Here is a 2,972-nt window from a genome sequence, read left to right as displayed (position 1 = left end):
ACCCGGTCCCGTCCTCACCACCAGCAGCGAGCTCACAGTCCGACGGGTCGGGCTGCGCCGGCGGGTTCGGCAGGTTCACGGTGAACTGCACCGTGACGGTGTACTCGTGCGACTCCAACGCGCCGATCGGCTCGTCCGCCACGATCAGCAGGTCGCTGACGCCGTCATACTCCGGCCGCGTCGTGATCGTGCCCGGGACGGTGTTCGCGGCGACCACCGAACCGTCGACGATCTCGATGCCGGCACCGAAGCGCAACGCGTCCTCGAGGTCGTAATCGGTGGGCACCTCGGACTCGTTCGTCACCGTCAGCCCGTAGGTGATCTCCCACACGCCGGGCTGGTTCTCCCGGTCCACCACCTGCGGCTCGGTGACGACGGTCTTGTCCAGCGTGACAACCGGCAGATCGCCGCACTCGTCGTCGGTGAGGTCCTCGTGGTTCGTCGGGTCCAGCGTGGCGTGGTTGAACAACCCCGTCGTCGCGTCGCCGGCCTGCTGGCCGTCGGTGCAGGCCAGATCCTCCGGCAGCGCCGTCACCTCACCGGTGTCCGGATCGGTCGTGAGCCGGACCGTCACCTCCAGCGTGTAGACATGCTCGGAGCCGTTCTCCACCGTCGACTGCGCCGCGATCGGCACCTCACCGGTCACCACGTTCAGATCGGTCGTGCCGTCCCAGCCCGGGTTCAACAACCCCTCCGCCTCCGGCGGACCACTGACCACCTGCGTGTCGACCACCTCGACACCGGCGCCGTACCCGGTCAGATCATCGGTGAGCAGGTACGCCCCCGGGATCATCCCCGTGTTCTCCGCGACCAGCTCGTACACGACCGTCCACGTGCCGTCATCATCCGGGTTCTCCGTCGGACCCGACACCGTGCGCTTGTCGAACTCGTAATCGATGTTCGAATACCCGAAGTCGATCGTGTGGTCGTTCTCCCCCGGCCCGCCGGTGGTGATGGCGGCGTACGGGAAGTCGCCGTCGTCGGTGGTCTCCACCAAGCCGTCGGAGTCGTTCCGGTCCGCGTCCACCGAGCTCGCATCACCCGTGTCCGGGACCGTCGGATACCAGTTCTCCAACACCCCACCGGCCGCGTAGTCGGCCGGGTCGTCCACACCCACCACATACTCGGTGTTCGTCTTCAGCTGGTAGGCGGCGTCGTTGGACGAGAAGTAGTACTCACCCCTCGCATCCGTCGTCGTGGTGCTGACGAGCGTGCGGTTGCCGTCGGCGTCGACCTCATACAGATTGACCGTCGCACCCGGCACCGGCTCCTCGTCCGGGTCCTGGATGCCGTCGTTGTCATTGTCGAACCAGACGTAATTACCGATCTCGATCGGCGCGGCCGACGCCATCGCCGTCAGCTCACCGAGGCCGTTGCCCTTCATGGTCGCCGACCCCGGGCTGTTCGTGAAGAAGACGGCAGCACCGCGCGGCTCCACCAGCGACCCGCTGTCCTGGAAGAACCGGCGAGTGCCGACCTGGAAGCCGCTCTCGGCGGAGTGCAGACCGGTCTCCAAGATGCCGTCCTCCCGGCTGGGGACGACCAGCGTGGCGCCGAGGTGCTCGGCCCCGTTCACCCAGGTGTCCATGAAGAACTTGCCCGGCTGCCCGTTCGGGCCGTTCAGCGTCACCTGGTTCGTGAACGCACCCTGCTGGCCGTTGACGACGCCGTTCTGCTCGATCGACCAGGTGCCGTCGCCGTTCGAGCCGGCCTTCAGCAGCTCACCGCCGAGCGAGCGGGGAACCACGAGAAGGTCATTGTCCGGGGCGACGTAGGTTTCGTTGGCGAAGAGGTCACCGCCCAGGTCGCGGATGCCGACGACCAGGTCGCCATGCAGGTAGCGCGCGTCGGCGACGATCGGCACCGCCGAGTACATGACGTTGGTCTGCTGCAGGAACTGCAGCCAGTCGGCGGAGTCGGTGCTCCACGGCTGGTAGTTCGCGCTGAAGAGGCCCGCGAACAGGCCGCGCTCGTAGCCGAGCGGGAAGTCCAGCACCTGGGTCAGGTCGGCCGGGTCAGCCGGGTCGAACGAGTACACGTAGGCGTGCAGGTCGGCCCGGTTGCCGGTCGACTCGGCCGTGTCCGTGACCGTCAGGTACATCTCGTTGGTCAGCGGGTTGGCCGAGATGCCGTGCGGGCGCAGGTCACTGCCGTCCGGGAAGTACTGGTCCAGCTCGTGCTCGGTCACGCCGAGCACCTGGGTGCCGTCCCGGCTGATCTCCACCTCGACCAGCGACCGGTTGTACAGGTTCACCGCGAACAGCGACTGCTGGTCGTTGGAGATCTCCATCGCGCCGAGACCCACCCGGCCGACCTTGTCCCAGGCCTGGGAGTCGCGAGTCCAGTCGTAGGCCGCGTTGTCCAACGACATGACCGGCCGCAGGCCGTTCGGGTCGCCCGCGACGGCGCCCGGGTCGGAGTCGCTGCCGACGTCGATGCCGTAGTCCTCGAGGTTGACGAAGACGTCACCGCTCGCCGTCGGCGAGTCCGGCGTGCCGCTGTCCGGGGTGATCCGGTAGATCGCGTCGATGCCGCCCGGGCCGAGCCCGGTGTGCCGCCGGACGTAGGCCGACGCGAACACCGAGCCGAAGTCGCCGGGAGCCTCGGCCCGCTGGTACGCGGTGCCGTACGTGGTGCCGATCTGCCCGAACGGTACGTGCATCGCGGTGGGCACGGCGGTCGTGGTGTTCGGGCTCATCGCGTCATACTCGTGCGCCGCGCTGGCGAATTCCGCCGTGTGGGCGCCGTCGTAGCCGCCAGAGCGGAAGACCGGCAGGAACACGAACGGGTTGTTCTCCACGAAGGCGCTGGGCACCTGGAAGGAGAAGTCCACGTCGGCCGCCGGGACCGCGTCGATGAACTGGACAGTCGTGCCGTTGCTCTGGCCGGCGGCCCGGCCCACGACGGAATCGCGCCACTCGGCCCACTCCGGCGTGTCAGGCACGTTCGCCTCGACCCGCCACGGACCGGCG

1 protein-coding gene is annotated in these 2,972 nt (G+C 68.2%); it reads right to left on the bottom strand.

The window, feature by feature from the left end:
• The coding region (locus DZA62_RS35190; protein WP_332871906.1) for an SdrD B-like domain-containing protein at nt 1–2,944 on the bottom strand (2,944 nt) is incomplete at its 3' end.
• Nucleotides 2,945–2,972 lie beyond the last annotated feature (28 nt).

This window comes from Jiangella endophytica, from assembly GCF_003427025.1.
Lineage (GTDB): Bacteria > Actinomycetota > Actinomycetes > Jiangellales > Jiangellaceae > Jiangella > Jiangella endophytica.
Note: the sequence above shows the minus strand (reverse complement) of the source record. Positions and strands in the feature narration are given on the sequence as shown.